A 14750-nucleotide genomic window follows, 5' to 3' on the forward strand; every position below is an offset into this window, starting at 1 on the left:
CGCGCCGAGGCCGCCACGTAGGGTGTCGTCTCGTGCCCGAGGACAGTGTCGACCGCGCGAAACTGCGCTACCACGGTGACGTGGACGCACGCCCGGGCATGCTCGATTTCGCGGTGAACGTCCAGGGCGCGGCGCCGCCGGGGTGGCTGCGGCAGCGCCTGGCCGCCCAGCTCGGGGCGCTCGGCCGCTATCCGAGCGCCGAGGACGCGGACGCCGCCCGCCGCGCGGTCGGGGCCAGGCACCGCCGTGCTCCCGATGAGGTGCTGCTGCTGGCGGGCGCCGCGGAGGGTTTCGCGATGCTGCCCCGCCTAGCACCGCGACTGGCCGCGGTGCTGCATCCGTCGTTCACCGAGCCGGAACTCGCGCTGCGCGACGCGGGTGTCCCGGTGACCAGGGTGCTGCTGCCACCGCCCTACCTGCTCGATTCCGCCGTGGTGCCCGTCGAGGCAGATCTGGTGGTGCTCGGCAACCCGACCAACCCGACCTCCGTGCTGCACCCGGCTGACGCCATTCGCGCGCTGCGCAGGCCGGGCCGCACCATTGTGGTCGACGAAGCGTTCGCGGACGCTGTGGCGGGCGAGCCCGAATCCCTCGCCGCGGACGCGGCGCCCGACCTCCTCGTGCTGCGCAGCCTCACCAAGACCTGGGCGCTCGCGGGTCTGCGCTGCGGCTACTTTCTCGGCGATCCCGCGCTTCTCGCGCGGCTCGAGCGCGGGCGGGGCCACTGGCCGCTCGGCACGTTGCAGCTGGAGGCGATCACCGCCACCGCCGACGAGGCGGCGGTCATCGAGGCCGAGCGGCGGGCCGAGGCCGTCGCCGCGGCACGTGCCGCGATGATCGAGCGCCTGACCGAAATCGACGTGCATGTCTACACCCCGGCCGAGGGCCCGTTCCTGCTGCTGCACGTCGCGGACGGCGAATTGCTGCGCAAGCATCTGGCCGACCAGGGGATCGCGGTTCGCCGGGCCGACACGTTCCCCGGCCTCGGCCCGAACCATCTGAGGGTCGCGGTCCGAGACGGACCTGAGGTGGATCGGCTGGTCGACGCAATCCGGTCGGCAGGTCTGTGATGCCCGCAGGGGCGCGCCGAACGAAACCGAATGTGGCAATGCATGAACGATGCGAAGAAGGTGGACGATGACGACACTCGCGGATCTCATCGCGGTGCTCGACGCGGCCTATCCGCCGCGGCTGGCCGAGTCCTGGGACTCGGTCGGCCTGGTCTGCGGCGATCCCGCGGAGGAGCTGACCCGCGTGCTGTTCGCGGTCGACGCCACCGCCGCCGTCGTCGACGAGGCGATCGATAGGGGTGCCCAAGCGCTGGTGGTCCATCACCCGCTGCTGCTGCGCGGTGTCGACACGGTCGCGGCTGACACGCCGAAAGGCGCGTTGCTGCATCGGCTCATCCGCTCCGGTTGCGCTTTGTTCACCGCGCACACCAACGCCGACTCCGCCGATCCCGGAGTTTCGGACGCGCTCGCCGCGTCCCTCGGTCTCACCGTGACCGGTCCGCTGGATGCGAAACCAGAATCTGTCGTTGACAACTGGGTGGTCCAGGTGCCGCGCACGCACACAGACGTGGTGCTGGCCGCGCTTTTCGCGGCGGGCGCCGGCGGCAGCGGGAACTATCGGGACTGCGCGCTGCGGGTGCCCGCGACCAGTCAATTCCGTCCGGTGGCCGAGGCGAATCCGGCGCACGGCGCCCTCGGCGAACTCCAGCACGTCGAGGAGGACCGGGTCGAAGTGGTCGCCGCGCCCGCGGCGCGCTCGGCGGTGCTCGCCGCGCTCCGCGCCACCCATCCCTATGAGGACCCGGCTTACCACATCAGCGAACGCGCACCGCTGCCCTCATCGCTGGGGATCGGCCGGGTCGGCACGCTGCCGCAGCCGGAGTCGTTGCGCGCCTTCACCGATCGGGTGGCCGCCGCTCTTCCACCCACCGCGTGGGGCGTGCGCGCCGCGGGCGATCCCGACCGCACCGTCTACACCGTCGCGGTCTGCGGCGGCGCGGGCGATTCCTACCTGACTGCCGCGGCCCGTCTCGGCGTCGACGCCTATGTCACCGCCGACCTGCGGCACCACCCGGTCGACGAGCACCTGCGCCGGGGTGGCCCCGCCCTCGTCGACGCCGCGCACTGGGCCACCGAATTCCCTTGGTGCGCACAGGCGGAATCGGTGGTCCGGACCGCGCTGCCCGAACTGGAGACCCGTGTGTCCACGCTGCGCACCGACCCGTGGACGGTACGGGCACCCAGCTGACCGCCGGCCGCGGGACCCGAACGCCGTTGTCCTGCCCACGGTGTCGTAACGATCGGGGCGTGACCGCGTTCGCGCATTGATGCAGTCGTCGGTTCGGGTGAATTGCACGGCTCGTGCGGGGTACAACTAGCGTATGAGTGAGCGCAGCGAGCGAATCATGTTACAGCGCGCATTGCGCATGCCGGAGCCGAGCGCTAGCGAGGCGCGGGCATGAGCTTTCCGGTCGATTTCGGGGTCGTGCAGATCGGCCTGATCCTGCTGCTGCTCGTCGGTGTCGCGCTGATCATCTCCGGACTCGTCACGGCGCGCCGGGTCGGGATGCGGGCGCTGGTCGCCCGCGGGGCAAGCGGACTCGTGCTATTGCTGGTCGCGGCGGTGCTGCTGTGGATCGTGACATTGCTGCAGACGTACCTGGGATTGACCGGGGAGATCAAGGCGGCGCACGTAGTCGCCAAGCAAGTGGCGGGGCAGGAGCATCAGCTCGACGTGGACCTCACCCTCTACGGCGACGACGACCATCCCGAACAGCGCAAGACCTATCGGGTCGAGGGTGACATGTGGATGCTGCAGGCGGGCATCGTCGAGCTGGAGCCCTGGGTGAACGCCCTCGGCTTCCACTCCGGCTATCAGATCAGCCGGCTGTACGGCCAGCGCCTGGACGGTGTGGCGACTACCCAGCATCAGATTTTCCTCAATGACGGGGACCGGGACTTCTTCACCGACATGCGGGCGGGCCGCTGGTGGACCCAGCCGTTCGTGCGTTCCGCCTACGGCAACGCGGTGATCGCGGTACCCGGCGAATACGACGTCTACATCTCCAGGGACGCCATCAAGACTCGCACCGTCGGCGGCTAGCGTGGGGCAACGGGTCCGGCGAGGTACGGTTGAACACCAACCCCGTCCACCATGTCCAGGAGTTTGTCCGCGTTGAATGTCGAACCCCCGATTCAGGCCAAGCTGCTGCAGCTCGCCGCCGTCGACGCCGAGCTGACGCGGATCGCGCACCGTCGCACCGTGCTACCCGAGCAGCAAGAGGTGGCCCGGCTGGAGGCCGAACGCAACGCGCACAAGGACGCCGCGGTGGCCGTGGAGATCGTGCTGGACGACCTCGATCGCGACATCCGCAAGCTGGAGGGCGAGGTAGAGGCGGTGCGCAAACGCGAGGACCGCGACAAGGGGATGCTCACCGCGGGCTCGGTGAACGCCAAACAGCTGACGGAGATTCAGCATGAGCTGGGTAGCCTGGAGCGCCGCCGCTCGGTGCTGGAGGACGAACTGCTCGAGGTCATGGAGCGCCGCGAGGCTTCGGCCGCAGACCACGAGCACGCGGGCGCCAGGCTGAGCAAGACCGAAGAGGATCTGGCCGCCGCGCAGCGGCATCGTGACGAGGCGCTCGCGGATCTGGATGTGGCGCAGGGCCGTTGCCATACCGGCCGATCCGGTATGGTCGCGCGGTTCCCGGCCGAATTGCTCGCGATCTACGACCGCCAGCGCGAGCAGCACGGCGTCGGCGCGGCACTGTTGCAGGCCCGCCGCTGCGGTGCGTGCCGCATCGAACTCGACCGCGGCGAGATCGCGCGGATCGCCAAGACCGCGCCCGACGTGGTTGTGCGCTGCCCGGAGTGCGGCGCGATCCTGGTCCGGACCAAGGAATCGGGGCTGTGAGCCGGCCGCTGCCCGGCTCGGCCGCCCGCGCGAAGCGGGGACGACGGTGACATATTCCGAGGTGATCGTCGAAGCCGATGGCGGCTCGCGCGGCAATCCGGGCCCGGCCGGGTACGGCGCGGTGGTCTACGACCCGGAGCGCGTCCGGGTCCTCGCCGAACGCCGGGAGTTCATCGGCGTCGCCACCAACAACGTCGCCGAATACCGCGGCCTGATTGCCGGATTGGAGGCGGCGGCGGAAATCGGCGCCGAATCCGTCACGGTGCGGATGGATTCCAAGCTGGTCGTCGAGCAGATGTCCGGCCGCTGGAAGGTCAAGCACGCGGCCATGATTCCGCTCGCGGACCGCTCGCGCAGGCTGGTCGCCGGTTTCGCGCGGGTGAGCTTCACCTGGATTCCGCGCGAGCAGAACGCGCACGCCGACCGGTTGGCGAACGAGGCGATGGACGACGCCACCCTGGTGGACGAGGTCCGCTCGGCGGCTCCGCGTGAGCAGCGGGCGCCGGCGACGGGGCCCGCCGATCCGGCCGTCGCCACCGCCGACGAGCGCGAGCTGCCGAGTTGGATCGACGAGGTCAGGGACGCGGACGCCGCGGCGGCGAAGGCCGCACACCCCGGCCCAGGCTGGACGGGAGCCACCGGCCGCCCCACCCGTCTTCTTCTTCTGCGCCACGGCCAGACCGAGCTGTCGCTACAGCGCCGCTACTCCGGTCGCGGCAACCCTCCACTCACCGCCCTCGGCCGCGAGCAGGCTGCCCGCGCCGCGAAGATGCTGGCCGCCAAAGGTGATATCGCGGCCGTGGTCAGCTCCCCGCTCGGCCGCGCCAGGGAGACCGCCGACGCCGCGGCCACCGCGCTGGGCGTGCCGGTCAGAGTGCTCGACGGCCTGATCGAGACCGACTTCGGCGCCTGGGAGGGTCTGACCTTCCTGGAGGCCGCGCAGCGCGACCCGGAACTGCACGCCCGCTGGATCGGCGATCCCGCGATCGCCGCGCCGGGCGGCGAGAGCTTCGACCAGGTCCGCGAGCGGGTGGGCGCGGCCCGTCGCGATCTGGTCGGGTTGTATCCCGGCGCGAACGTCGTGGTGGTCAGTCATGTGACCCCGATCAAGACGCTGCTGCAACTGGCGCTCGGCGTCGGCCCGTCGCTGCTGTACCGGCTGCATCTGGATCTGGCGTCGCTGTCGATAGCGGAGTTCTATCCCGATGGTGAAGCATCGGTGCGTCTGGTGAACGACACTTCCTATCTCTGATGCGACGCCGAACACGGTGTGGGAACATTCGTGCGATGCGGTGAATTCCGCTTCGACTCCGCCGTGCCCGTCGCGGAGCGGCAATTCGCCGCTGCCGCAATGTTGCGCAGCGCGGTCGCGGTGAATTGGTCCAGCGGATAGAACAATTCGATGGCCAGTTCGGACAGCGTGACGTCGGCCGGTGCGCCGAATGTGGCCATCGTGCTGAACATCGACAGCTCGCCCGCGGGTGTGCGGATTCGGATCGGTACCTCGAACGGACTCGTTCGTGTGTCTGTCTCCTCCGAATCGTCCACGATCCGAGGTGGGTCCGGGTAGCGGGACACCTCGTCGTACAGCGCCGCCAGCTCGGGATCGCCGCTCGCGGTGACCTGCCTGGCCAGCCGCTCCACGAACAGCTCGCGCACCTGGGCGAGGTTGGCCAGCCGGGCGGAGAGCCCTTCCGGATGTAGCACCAGCCGGTACACGTTCGGCTGTGGTGCCCGCACGTGGTCGGGAACGCCGTGCATCAGCACGTCCATCGCCGCGTTGCCGGTCACCACGTTCCACACCCGATCGACCACCACCGCCGGGTATGGCTCGTGCGCGGTCAGCATGGTGTCCAGCGCGGCGCGGACCGAGGTGAGATACGCGTCGTCCAGGCTGCTCTCCCGATACGCCGGTGCGTAGCCCGCGGCCATCAGCAGCGTATTGCGTTCGCGCAGCGGCACATCCAGCGTCTCGCATAACCGTAAAACCATCGCTCGGCTCGGCTTGGCCCGTCCGGTCTCCACATAGGAAAGGTGGCGTGCCGAGGTGTCGGCCGCCAGCGCCAGATCGAGCTGGCTCAGCCTGCGTCGCTGCCGCCATGCACGTAGCAGACTGCCCGCCCTCGATTCCGTACCCACCGGTGTATGTGCCACCTGACCAGCTAATCACCCGCCGTGCCGCGGAGCCATGACGTCAGAGGTTATTGAGACGCCGACCTCGAGTCCGCAGGGTTGGTCTCGGGAACCGATAGGCCCCCACCGGATCGACCACAGGAGCAGACATGAGCATCTCGACCCCGGCCACCCGGCCCGCACCCGCCCGCGACTTCCTGCGTACCACACTGCGGGTGGACGGCTGGAGCACCGGAATCTTCGGCGGTGTGCTGCTGGCGGGCGCCGCGGCTTTGCGGGACCCGCTCGGGCTGCCCACCGTCTGGAGTGTCGTGTTCGGTGTCGCCATGCTCGGCGGTGCGCTCGTCCTGCTGCTGATCGCGAGACAGCCCGAGATCCGGGCGCGGCAGGCGAACGGGGTCGTCGCTGTCAACGCGGTGTCGGCCGTAGCGATGATCGCGCTGGCCGAATCCGGTGTTCTCGACCTCACCGTCCTCGGTGTGGCGTTCCTGCTCGTCGGCGCTGCGGTGGTCGCGGTCTTCGCCGGGCTCGAATTCACCGGCCTGCGCCGGCGCGCCTGAGCGGTCGCGATCAACGCATACCGACGACCGATCCCGCCGCGCCGCCGGGGCTCACGGTTCGACCGGAGACGCCGCGTCTGGAGAACCCTTTGCGCACGACAGCGCCGGGAGAGTGAAGAGTTCCGGGTGGATGTCTCGACGTTCGAGATCAGGCAGCTCATCCCTGACGAGTGGGTGGTGTTCCGGCGGGTCCGGCTCCGGGCGCCGGCCGATGCGTCACAGTTCTTCGGTTCGACCCTGGCGGAGGCGAAGGCCCGCACCGAGCGTGCCCGGCGGCGTGCGCTGTCGGACCGGCGCAGTTTCTGGCCGGTTCCGCGGGGGTCGAGCTGGGCACCGTCGCCGGCATGCCAGACCTGAATCGCGGTGGGGCAACTGATTTCGTTGTGGTGGCACCCGAGGCGCGCGGCACCGGGGTACCGGATCTGCTTGTGCGCGCGGTGATCGAATGGGCCGCGCGCGGTGGTCATCGCGTGGTCGGTGTGGAGGTCGCCGAGGGGAACATGTTCGCTGAGCAGTTGTATCGACGCAACGGCTTCGCGCTGACCGGGGTCAGCGGACCCCTCGCACCAGGTCACGACGGGAACACATGATCGAACTGCGCCTCTGAGGTTCGGTTTGCCTGCGCGGTCGCCGGGTAACCGGCCCTCGACAGGGTGCGACGAGCGGTCCACTGGTCCAGCGCCTCGGTCCGTCGGTGTCGCGCTCGCCGATCGACACCATCAGGACATCCGCCCGGCACCGCGCCGCCGAGGACAGGAGACAGCGATGAACGAACGTAACTCGGAAACCGACGGTGTCCAGAAAGTCGCAGGCGCCGCGCGCAGCGAGGCGGCCGACGCCGAGGACACGGCCGCTGAGGCGCGGCACGCGGCCGAACGCAAAGCCGCCGACGTGCGCCGCCGAGCCGCGGAGGCGACACGGGAGGCAGAGGAGAAGGTGGCCGCCGCGCGACGGGCGGGTCAGAGCCAGGAGGCCACCCAAAAGGCGGCGGCGTCCATTCGCCGGGCGGCCGCGCGCGCTGAACTGACGGAGGCGAACACCGCCGCCGCCGGCGAGCGTGGGGCGGCCGGAGTTCCCGAACCCATCGTCCAGCAGGGCCGCACGCTGCTGGAATTGTTCCGCAAACAACCCCTGCTCGCCGCCGCCCCCGCCGCGATCATCGCGTTCGTTGTCTGGCGAGCCATCCGCGGACGGCAAACGTGATCAGCACAGTCCGGCCAGCTTGTAGAGCACCAGTGAGCCCGCGACCGCCACGTTGAGGCTGTGCCCGGTGCCGACCATCGGGATCTCGACTGCCACGTCGAGCAGCTCGAGCCCTTCCGGCGGGATCCCGCTGGTCTCGTGTCCGAGCACGATGACGGTGCGCCGCCGGGCGACGGGCAGGTCGGCCAGGCGGATGGATTCGTCGGTGAGTTCCACGCCGACGATCGCCGAACCACCGTCACGCTGGCGCCCGAGCCACCGCTCGACCCGTCCGTCGACCCAGTGCACGCACTGTCGGTGCCGCAACGTGTTGCCCTGCGCGAGCGCGTCGGGCACCCAGGGGCGCCGCGGCACCACCATGCACGCGCCGACGGCGTCACAGGTACGCAGCAGCGTCCCCAGGTTGACGCCGTGCTTGGGCCACAGTGGTGCGATCAGCAGATGGTTCCAGCAGCCGTGGCTGCGTCTGCGCCGCTGTCCGCGCAGTTCCGTGCGGGTCCTGACCCGCGCGGAGCTCATTGTGGAACGGGAAGTGTCTTCCCATAGGAGAGAGCAACTTTCATCGAAAAGATGCTTCGCGGCGCATCGGGGCCATCACCGAGGGCGGACTGCCCGGGAAACGAACTGTCACCCCACGATACGTCACCGATCGCGCGGCGCGACCCGCCCGGCCGGGTCGCGCCGTGGGAGCTCAGGGCCGCAGCACCGACACCAGGAACTCGGTTTGGTCGTACACGGCCTTCTCGAAGACGTCGTCGAAGTAGATGTCGAAATGCCCTGCCGGATAGCGCTTCACGATCGCGTGCTTGGTGCGGTCGGCGGCCTGCATCGCCGATTTCACCGGCGCGATGGAGTCGTTGTCGCACAGCGCGTACAGGACCGGCATCTTCAGTGCCTTCGCACGTCGGCCCGGCGCATCGAACAGCGCGGAGATAGCCACGCGCGCTGCGACTTTCGGCTCGTAGGTCTCGCTCTCCTCGACCAGTCTGCGGTTGCCGTCCGGGACGTCGGATGCGCTCATCAGCGCCGCCGCCCACTTGCGGCCCGCCAGCCGGATGCCGACGGGCTTGCGCCGGATCGGGCCGATCAGCAGATCGGTCGTGGCGATGGTGGCGACCTTGACCAGGCTGATCGGTCCCTTCGCCAGCGCCGAAGCCAAGCCGCTGGTGAACGGCACCTGCGCGACCACGGCCGCGATGTAGGCGTCGTCCGGCGCGACCGACAGCACGTGCCCGCCGCCGAAAGAGGTGCCCCACAAGGCGATTCGGGTCGCGTCGATGCCGCGCAGGGTGCGCGCGAACGCGATGGCGGCATGCCAGTCCGCGCGCTGGCGGGCGATGTTCACCACCTGGCGCGGCGTGCCCTGGCTGGCCCCGAAATGTCGATAGTCGAACACCAGAACCGCGATGCCCGCGGCGGCGAAGCGCCGCGCGTAGCGGTCGAGTCCCATTTCCCGATTGGCCCCCAGGCCGTGTCCCATCACCACGAGGGGGCGGGGTTTTGGTGCTCCGTCCGGGCGATAAAGCCACGCGGCGCACTGCTCGCTTCCGGAGGGGAAGCCGACCTCGACACGTTCCATGGCCAGTAACCGTACCTAGTATCCTGTTACCGCGGACGAGTTGGTCGGGCGACCGCGGCGCCGGGAACGGGCACATGTGTGCCGCTGCCCGGAGCCGAGGAAAGTCCGGACTCCACAGAGCAGGGCGGTTGCTAACGGCAACCCGGGGTGACCCGCGGGAAAGTGCCACAGAAAATAGACCGCCCATGGCCTTTCGGGGCCGTGCGGTGAGGGTGAAACGGTGCGGTAAGAGCGCACCAGCGCCCCGGGTGACCGGGGCGGCTAGGTAAACCCCGCCCGGAGCAAGGTCGAAGGTCGCACCGCTCGCGGTGCGGCTGCGCAGGCGTTCGAGGGTCGCTCGCCCGAGCCTGCGGGTGGACCGCTCGAGGCACCCGGCGACGGTGTGTCCAGATGGATGGTCGCCACCGGTGCGAACCGGGTACAGGATCCGGCTTAGAGACCGACTCGTCCGCCCCGACGTCGGCGAAACATCAGGGATTCGCCCGGGCGGATGCCCTGTCGTAACGCAGGCGGCGGATGCCGATCCGGGTGCGTCGCCGCAGAATTCGACGTTCCCGCGTGTCGGTGCCGATTGCCGCCATCGTCGTGATCATGATCGGCTACCTGATGAGGTGTCTGCCGCTGCGGAAGTAATTCACTCAGCACATCAGTTTGGTCATCTGATAGATCGCCTTGGCCTCTTCCGAACTGGGTTCGGTGCTGCCCCCGGCTCGTTTGGCGATGTTTGTGACGACTTCGTCTTCGGACTTGCCCGCCTTGATGTCCTTGCACCCCTCGGACAAGATGCTTGCGATCTTCGCATCGTCTTTGCCTTCGGCGAGCTTCGGGAACGCGCCGCGGAAGCTGACGACGAACGCGCCCGCCTTCACGCTGTCGACGGCCAGGGCCTCGCCGCCCTGCGTCGAGGGCGCGCCGGAGGTGGTGGTCGACGGGGTGGCGCTGGTTGCTTCGTCATCCCCGCAGCCGGCGAGGATCAGGGCGAACAGGGCGGCACTGGCCGCGAGAGCGGCGGTAGTTCTTCTCACGCAGCGGGATGCTAGCGGCCCGGAACCAAGGCCGCCTCCCGTCAGGTGAACGGGAGGCGACGCGTGGGGGAGAAGAATCGCGCGGTCAGACCGGGTTGACCATAAAGACCTGAGCCCAGTGCGCGGCCTGCTCGGGGCCGAGGAGGGGCAAAAGGTAGTCGAACAGGATCGATGACATAGGTGCAGAGCTCCCAATTGTCGACGTACGGGACATTTCGAAATGTGCGGGCGCACGCGACACCCGTCACGGCGGGCCACGTTAGCAGCCGTGGGCGCGGTCGTGTCGCCGCTCGAAGTTTCCGCCATGTCGATTCCTGTGGAGCTGGCCTTCATCGTGATCGACGTCATAAAGTAGTCGCCGTTGGCACGGCCCGTTGCCGGGCAGCAACGGGCCATTCGTACTCCGATCGCGGGAAAGCAGGTCTCAACTCATATGCGAGTAGTTCGCTCATTGGTCGCCGGTGCATTGGTCGCCGGGGCCGCATCGGTTTTCGCCGTGCTCGGCACCGGTTCCGCCAGCGCGGTCGCGGTGACTCCGCTGCCGGGTGGGGTCCAAGTCGACCTCAGCCCCGCAGACACGGCGTGGGTATCTCAGAACCATTTCGGCCAGACGATCGCCGGCCTGCCGCATCCTTCGGCGGCCTCGTTCGGTGAGGCGCTCGACGTGGCGGCCCAGGTGTCGTCCTCGGTCCCCGGCGGCCGGGTCACCTTCACCGTCTACGGGCCGGTTGAGCAGTTGAACGGCACCATGCTGGCGCTGCAGTAGGACCCGGCGCTCGAGCGTGGCACTTCACCAGCGGATCGTCTCGGCGCCGGTCGATTTCGGCGCCATCCGTTCCGAATTCGGCTTGGCCTCGGCGTATCCCGCCGAGGCCACCGCCGAGGCGCGCGATGCGATCGACGTGTTCGCGGGTGACCGGGTCGATCGCACGGACATCCCGTTCGTGACGATCGACCCGCCCGGGGCTTTGGATCTGGACCAAGCCCTGCATCTCGAACGCACCCCCACCGGCTTCACCGTGCATTACGCTATTGCCGACGTCGGTGCCGTGATCATCCCCGACGGCGCGCTCGCCAAGGAGTCCGGCGCCAGGGGGCAGACGTTTTATCTCCCCGACAGCACCGTGCCGCTGCATCCGCCGGTGCTGGCGGAAGGGTCCGCGAGCCTACTGCCCGGGCGGACCCGCCCTGCGGCGCTGTGGACCATCGAACTCGACGAGCAGGCCGAACCGCAGAGTTCCTCGGTGGTGCGGGCCCTGGTGCGCTCCCGTGCTCGCCTCGACTACACCGGAGTGCAGGTCGACGCCGACGCCGGTCGACTGCATCCCTCGATCGCGGCCCTGCCGGAATTCGGTACGCGGCGCATCGAGGCTGGGCTGGCGCGCGGCGCGATCGGGCTGCGGCTGCCGGCGCAAACCATCGTTCGGGACGCGCGCGCCGATGGGCACTGGCGGCTGGTGGTGGAACCGCGCACCCCCGCCGACGACTGGAACGAGCAGGTTTCGCTGCTGACGGGCATGTGCGCGGCGCGGATCATGCTGGACGGTGCCGCGCGAGCCGAGGAGCGGGTCGCGCTGCTGCGCACCATGCCGCCACCGGCCGAATCAGCGATCGATTCCATGCGGCGCACCGCGCACGCGCTCGGTGTGACCTGGTCCGCGGAGGAGTCGGTCGGCCGGATGCTGGCGCGGCTGGACCCGAACACGCCGGCGGCGCTGGTACTGATGTCCGAGGCGACCAGCCTGCTGCGCGGCGCTTCCTACACCGTTGTCGACGGCGCCGCGGGGGAGCCGCTCGCGCCGGAATCATTGCGGCACAGCGGTATCGGCGCGTCCTATGCGCATGTCACCGCTCCGTTGCGGCGGCTGTCGGATCGGTTCGCGACGGAGATCTGCCTGGCCAGGTGCGCCGGAAACGAGGTGCCGCGGTGGGTACGTGGCGGATTGACGCGCACGGCCGAGGCCATGCGCCGTAGCGATGGCGTCGCGGGCAAGCTGGAGCGCGCCTGCATCGATCTGACCGAGGCGACCTTGCTGACGCAGCGGGTCGGCGCGGAGTTCGACGCCGTGGTGGTGCGCGAGGGCAACGGCAATCGGCCCGCCGAGATCTTCATCGCCGACCCTCCGGTGCTCGGGCCGTGCGTCGGCGAGCCGCCGGAAGGGGCGGCGGTGCGGGTGCGGCTGACATCGGCGGACCCGAGGGAACGGAAGGTGACGTTCGAGTTCCCCGCGTGAATCCGCGCGTTCAGCACCCTGTCGGCGTCCGACAGTGCCGGATGTCGACTGCTGCCTGTCGGATCGAAACCGTTGCGTCGCAATACTTCAATGGCCGCGTCTGACGCACGGCGAGTGCGCGTAGAGACCGCATGAACCGGCTCACCCTGCGAACCGCAGCGGTGGCGCAGCTTCGCCTGGCACTGGATCGCTGGAGTGCCAGCTGCCGTGCGTCGTGGGCTCGGCGAGCTACCTGGCGTCGAGCTGTCCGAACAGCGCTGCGGCCGTGGCCGGATAGCGGCTCAGCTCGCGACCGGCCGCCGCGTCCTCGGCGGCCGCGAGAATCTCGTATACGGCCGCTTGCTCGCCCGCCGCGGCGGCGTCGGCCGCCCTGCCGAGGATCGCCTCGTGTGATTCCACCGCGTCACGGTGGTCTCCGAGCACCGTCTGCAGCTTCTTCGCACGCGTGCCGAGGTCGGCCGCGGCGTCGCCGAGCGTCTGCTCTGCCGCTTCGCACGAGTAGCGCAAACGTTTGGCGCTCTTGCGGATATCGTGCAGAAGCTCTATCCGCTCGGTAGCGGTGACCGTGGGTTCGGCGCGCACGAGGGACTCGACCCGGTCGAGGTCGCGTCGCAGGACCTCCTCGAAAAATTCTGCGGCGTGCGCCGCGGCGCGGGAGTGGCGCAACGGGGGATCGGTGCGCCACTGGCAGAGCTCCGCCCGCAGATCGCGGTAACGCGCGCTGTCCAATGCCTCGAGGATCTCGTCGTGCGCCGCTCGGTAGCGGTCCCGCTCGGCGTTCACCAGCCGGGCGGTGACGGCGACGAGCTCGGCGCGCGAGGTCTGCCCGGCATGGTCGGCCAGCAGCGTCTCGAAGCGGTCGGTGCGCACCTCCGCGTCGCGGGCCTCCCCGAGCAATCCGGCCAGCCATTTGAGTTCCGCGCTCATCGTGGCGATCGGTTGCTTGTCGAACAGCCCGCGGTAGGACCGCAGCACGCTGCGCAGCCTGCGGGTGGCCACCCGCATCTGGTGCACGGAATCCGCTGCGTCGGAACGGACCTCGGGTTCGGCGGCCAGCAGCCGGTCGACGTCCTCACACAGTGCGGTGACGAGCGCGCTCCCGGCCGTGGTCGTCATGCTTACCCCGCCTTCGCGAATCGGTCGGTCGCTTCGACCAGGTGATGCGCGATGCCGGGCTCGTTCGCCGCGTGCCCTGCGTCGTCGACGATGCGCAGTTCCGAACCGGGCCAGGCCCGATGCAGGTCCCACGCGCTGACCGCCGGGCAGACGATGTCGTGACGGCCCTGCACGATCACGGCGGGTATCTGCGCGACGGCGCCGATATCGCGCAGCAACTGGCCCTCGTCGAGGAAGCCGCCGTGGCGGAAGTAGTGGTTCTCGATCATGGCGAAGGCCAGCGCGAACCTGGGCTCGGCCATTTCGGCGACTCGATCCGGTTGCGGCAGCAGCGAACTCGTGGCGCCCTCCCAGGTGGACCAGGCGACGGCGGCCGCGCGGGCGACCTCGTCATCGGCCGAGTGCAGCAGGCGGTGGTAGACCTCGACCAGATCCTGGTCGCGTTCGTCCTCGGGCACGGGTGCGAGGAACTTCGCCCACTCCTCGGGGTAGAGGTAGCCGGCGGCGCCGTTGTAGTACCAGTCGATTTCCTTGCGGCGCAACAGGAATATGCCGCGCAGCACAAGCTCTGTGACGCGTCCGGGGTGCTTCTGCGCGTAGGCCAGTGCGAGCGCCGAACCCCATGAGCCGCCGAACACTTGCCAGCGCTCGACGCCGAGCTGCTCGCGCAGCGCTTCGATGTCGGCGATCAGATGCTGGGTGGTGTTGTGCTCCAGGCTCGCGCCGTCGGCGAGATGCGGGATGGAGCGGCCGCAGCCACGCTGGTCGAACAGCACGATCCGGTAGGCGGCCGGGTCGAAGTACCGTCGATGGAACGGCGCGGTGCCACCGCCGGGACCGCCGTGCAGGAACACCACCGGCTTGCCGTCCGGATTGCCGCTGACCTCCCAGTACAGCGACTGGCCTTCGCCGACGGCGAGCATGCCGGAGTCGTAGGGTTCGATCTCGGGGTAGCGGCTGCGCATTCGGCCTTCTC

Annotated in this window: 17 protein-coding genes and 1 other RNA gene; 11 read left to right on the top strand and 7 right to left on the bottom strand. The window is 69.5% G+C overall.

The annotated features are described in order from the left end of the window. Positions 1 to 32 precede the first annotated feature (32 nt). The 5 genes from cobC (at position 33) to AB0H00_RS18340 (ending at position 5176) form a co-directional block, all read left to right on the top strand. On the top strand, positions 33 to 1070 hold the full coding sequence (gene cobC / locus AB0H00_RS18320; protein ID WP_357267539.1) for an Rv2231c family pyridoxal phosphate-dependent protein CobC: 1038 nt from the start codon (positions 33 to 35) through the stop codon (positions 1068 to 1070). A 67-nt stretch (positions 1071 to 1137) separates the two neighbouring features. After that, positions 1138 to 2259, top strand: a complete 1122-nt coding sequence (locus AB0H00_RS18325; protein ID WP_357267541.1) for a Nif3-like dinuclear metal center hexameric protein — start codon at positions 1138 to 1140, stop codon at positions 2257 to 2259. Between the two features lie 210 nt (positions 2260 to 2469). Next, positions 2470 to 3114 (top strand): hypothetical protein, encoded by a 645-nt coding sequence (locus AB0H00_RS18330; RefSeq protein WP_357267543.1) that lies wholly within the window; start codon positions 2470 to 2472, stop codon positions 3112 to 3114. Between the two features lie 72 nt (positions 3115 to 3186). Beyond that, positions 3187 to 3924: a C4-type zinc ribbon domain-containing protein gene (locus tag AB0H00_RS18335; protein ID WP_357267606.1), complete on the top strand. Its 738-nt coding sequence runs from the start codon at positions 3187 to 3189 to the stop codon at positions 3922 to 3924. Positions 3925 to 3970: 46 nt separating this feature from the next. Beyond that, positions 3971 to 5176, top strand: a complete 1206-nt coding sequence (locus AB0H00_RS18340; protein ID WP_357267545.1) for a bifunctional RNase H/acid phosphatase — start codon at positions 3971 to 3973, stop codon at positions 5174 to 5176. Here the strand turns inward: AB0H00_RS18340 and AB0H00_RS18345 are convergent. Further along, positions 5167 to 6063, bottom strand: a complete 897-nt coding sequence (locus tag AB0H00_RS18345) for a helix-turn-helix transcriptional regulator (RefSeq protein WP_357267547.1) — start codon at positions 6061 to 6063, stop codon at positions 5167 to 5169. The two genes, AB0H00_RS18340 and AB0H00_RS18345, sit on opposite strands and share 10 nt — an antisense overlap. Positions 6064 to 6206: 143 nt before the next feature. Between AB0H00_RS18345 and AB0H00_RS18350 the strand changes: the two genes are divergently transcribed. From AB0H00_RS18350 to AB0H00_RS18360, 3 genes are all read left to right on the top strand, one after another. Then, entirely contained in the window at positions 6207 to 6617 is a 411-nt protein-coding gene (locus AB0H00_RS18350; protein ID WP_357267549.1) for a hypothetical protein, read from the top strand. Between the two features lie 170 nt (positions 6618 to 6787). Beyond that, positions 6788 to 7207 (top strand): GNAT family N-acetyltransferase, encoded by a 420-nt coding sequence (locus AB0H00_RS18355; protein WP_357267551.1) that lies wholly within the window; start codon positions 6788 to 6790, stop codon positions 7205 to 7207. A gap of 175 nt (positions 7208 to 7382) precedes the next feature. Continuing rightward, positions 7383 to 7820 (top strand): hypothetical protein, encoded by a 438-nt coding sequence (locus AB0H00_RS18360; RefSeq protein WP_357267553.1) that lies wholly within the window; start codon positions 7383 to 7385, stop codon positions 7818 to 7820. On the opposite strand, the gene AB0H00_RS18365 is transcribed toward AB0H00_RS18360, so the two are convergent. Both AB0H00_RS18365 and AB0H00_RS18370 read right to left on the bottom strand, forming a co-directional pair. Then, entirely contained in the window at positions 7821 to 8339 is a 519-nt protein-coding gene (locus AB0H00_RS18365; RefSeq protein ID WP_357267554.1) for a TrmH family RNA methyltransferase, read from the bottom strand. 172 nt (positions 8340 to 8511) lie between these two features. Further along, positions 8512 to 9399, bottom strand: coding sequence for an alpha/beta fold hydrolase (locus AB0H00_RS18370; RefSeq protein ID WP_357267556.1), 888 nt, complete (start codon positions 9397 to 9399; stop codon positions 8512 to 8514). Positions 9400 to 9435: 36 nt separating this feature from the next. On the opposite strand from AB0H00_RS18370, the gene rnpB reads away from it, so the two are divergent. After that, an RNA gene (gene rnpB, locus AB0H00_RS18375) (RNase P RNA component class A) lies at positions 9436 to 9850 on the top strand. Between the two features lie 19 nt (positions 9851 to 9869). Here the strand turns inward: rnpB and AB0H00_RS18380 are convergent. Both AB0H00_RS18380 and AB0H00_RS18385 read right to left on the bottom strand, forming a co-directional pair. Next, on the bottom strand, positions 9870 to 9992 hold the full coding sequence (locus AB0H00_RS18380; protein ID WP_357267558.1) for a hypothetical protein: 123 nt from the start codon (positions 9990 to 9992) through the stop codon (positions 9870 to 9872). A gap of 45 nt (positions 9993 to 10037) precedes the next feature. Then, a complete protein-coding gene (locus AB0H00_RS18385) occupies positions 10038 to 10424 on the bottom strand; it encodes a hypothetical protein (RefSeq protein ID WP_357267560.1) in 387 nt (128 codons plus the stop codon). A 433-nt stretch (positions 10425 to 10857) separates the two neighbouring features. Here AB0H00_RS18385 and AB0H00_RS18390 point away from each other — a divergent pair, with 433 nt between their 5' ends. Both AB0H00_RS18390 and AB0H00_RS18395 read left to right on the top strand, forming a co-directional pair. After that, complete coding sequence (locus tag AB0H00_RS18390; RefSeq protein ID WP_357267562.1) at positions 10858 to 11190, top strand: hypothetical protein; 333 nt, start codon at positions 10858 to 10860, stop codon at positions 11188 to 11190. A gap of 16 nt (positions 11191 to 11206) precedes the next feature. Beyond that, a complete protein-coding gene (locus tag AB0H00_RS18395) occupies positions 11207 to 12658 on the top strand; it encodes an RNB domain-containing ribonuclease (protein WP_357267564.1) in 1452 nt (483 codons plus the stop codon). A 228-nt stretch (positions 12659 to 12886) separates the two neighbouring features. On the opposite strand, the gene AB0H00_RS18400 is transcribed toward AB0H00_RS18395, so the two are convergent. After that, positions 12887 to 13774: a CHAD domain-containing protein gene (locus AB0H00_RS18400; protein ID WP_357267566.1), complete on the bottom strand. Its 888-nt coding sequence runs from the start codon at positions 13772 to 13774 to the stop codon at positions 12887 to 12889. Positions 13775 to 13776: 2 nt separating this feature from the next. Beyond that, positions 13777 to 14739: a prolyl aminopeptidase gene (gene pip / locus AB0H00_RS18405; protein WP_357267568.1), complete on the bottom strand. Its 963-nt coding sequence runs from the start codon at positions 14737 to 14739 to the stop codon at positions 13777 to 13779. Positions 14740 to 14750: the final 11 nt, after the last annotated feature.

Source organism: Nocardia sp. NPDC023852 (assembly GCF_040639505.1).
GTDB lineage: Bacteria > Actinomycetota > Actinomycetes > Mycobacteriales > Mycobacteriaceae > Nocardia.

Coding starts and splice junctions, on each gene's coding strand:
- AB0H00_RS18325 (WP_357267541.1), top strand. CDS start 1,138: ATGACGACACTCGCGGATCTCATCGCGGTGCTCGACGCGGCCTATCCG.
- AB0H00_RS18330 (WP_357267543.1), top strand. CDS start 2,470: ATGAGCTTTCCGGTCGATTTCGGGGTCGTGCAGATCGGCCTGATCCTG.
- AB0H00_RS18350 (WP_357267549.1), top strand. CDS start 6,207: ATGAGCATCTCGACCCCGGCCACCCGGCCCGCACCCGCCCGCGACTTC.
- AB0H00_RS18360 (WP_357267553.1), top strand. CDS start 7,383: ATGAACGAACGTAACTCGGAAACCGACGGTGTCCAGAAAGTCGCAGGC.
- AB0H00_RS18365 (WP_357267554.1), bottom strand. CDS start 8,339: ATGAGCTCCGCGCGGGTCAGGACCCGCACGGAACTGCGCGGACAGCGG.
- AB0H00_RS18370 (WP_357267556.1), bottom strand. CDS start 9,399: ATGGAACGTGTCGAGGTCGGCTTCCCCTCCGGAAGCGAGCAGTGCGCC.
- AB0H00_RS18380 (WP_357267558.1), bottom strand. CDS start 9,992: ATGATCACGACGATGGCGGCAATCGGCACCGACACGCGGGAACGTCGA.
- AB0H00_RS18390 (WP_357267562.1), top strand. CDS start 10,858: ATGCGAGTAGTTCGCTCATTGGTCGCCGGTGCATTGGTCGCCGGGGCC.
- AB0H00_RS18400 (WP_357267566.1), bottom strand. CDS start 13,774: ATGACGACCACGGCCGGGAGCGCGCTCGTCACCGCACTGTGTGAGGAC.
- pip (WP_357267568.1), bottom strand. CDS start 14,739: ATGCGCAGCCGCTACCCCGAGATCGAACCCTACGACTCCGGCATGCTC.